Source organism: Microbacterium sp. P5_B6 (assembly GCF_056400345.1).
In genome coordinates this window covers 1-1020 of sequence record NZ_JBFULL010000077.1, presented here as the reverse complement: position 1 = coordinate 1020, position 1020 = coordinate 1, and the positions used below count along the sequence as shown (strand labels likewise).

The window sequence follows — 1020 nt, the reverse complement described above, 5'->3', positions numbered from 1 at the left end:
GTTGGGTGGAGCACCAGGGCTGGGGCGGCTCATCCTCATCGCCCAGGAGGCAGCTCAATCCGATCTCGCATTCGGCCTGATCCTGTGGAGCGGTGTCATCGGCGTGCTCTTCGCGCTCGGCGTCAACCTCGTAGAGCGGCTTGTCGTCCGCGGCCGTCGTCCCCTGGAGGAGTTCGCATGAGAAATGTACGTCGTGTCGCGCTGGGCATCTCCGTTCCAGTTCTGATCATCGCGCTCTACTGGATCTGGACGGCGTCCTCGCGGAATCCGTATTTCCCCGATCCGATCCGCATCGCGCGGCGCTTCCAGGAACTCTGGCTTTTCGATCTCTTCTTCTCCGATGTGGTACCGAGCCTCGTCAATCTCCTCATCGGCTATGCATTCGCGATCGTAACTGGAGTCCTCGTCGGCCTCGCTCTCGGCCGCGTGCGGACCCTGCGACTGCTTTTCACCCCCCTGCTGGATTTCGCGCGGTCGATCCCGGTGATCATGCTCATCCCGCCATTCGTCCTCGTTCTTGGAATCGGCGATGCCTCGAAGCTCGCGGTCATCGCCCTGGGGGCCTTCTTTCCCATCGCGCTCGCCACGATGGACGGGCTCCGGCGCACCGAGCCCGCGCTGCTAGATGTGACCCGCAGTCTCCGCCTCCCGGGGTGGAAGGAACTGACGGTCGCCTGGCTGCCGTCCGCAGCACCGTCGATGGCAGGTGGAATGCAGACGGGCCTGCAATTCGCGTTCATCCTGATGGTCGCAAGCGAGATGCTCGCGTCCGTCCRCGGTCTGGGATACGTGACCATGCAGGCGCAGCTCACCTTCGACGCGGTCAGCGTCTGGGCCGGCATCGTGCTGCTCGCCATCCTCGGGTTCATGCTCAACGTCATCTTTGTCCTTATCCGCGATCGCGTCCTCAGGTGGTATGTCGAGTCGCGAACCACCGCCCGATCCCGCTAGCCCCATCCAGGAGAATGCCATGAACACCAACGCCACCGTGCGGCTCGCGATCCGGTCGCTGTCCAAGAC

The 1020-nt window shown here is 63.6% G+C and carries 1 protein-coding gene and 1 pseudogene; both read left to right on the top strand.

Annotated features, from left to right (window positions below):
- Positions 1–181 (top strand): annotated as a pseudogene (locus AC1DP3_RS18310) (hypothetical protein); the annotation flags it as partial.
- Positions 178–951 (top strand): ABC transporter permease, encoded by a 774-nt coding sequence (locus AC1DP3_RS18305; RefSeq protein ID WP_477295799.1) that lies wholly within the window; start codon positions 178–180, stop codon positions 949–951. The pseudogene AC1DP3_RS18310 and the gene AC1DP3_RS18305, both read left to right, overlap by 4 nt.
- The last annotated feature ends 69 nt before the right edge of the window (positions 952–1020 follow it).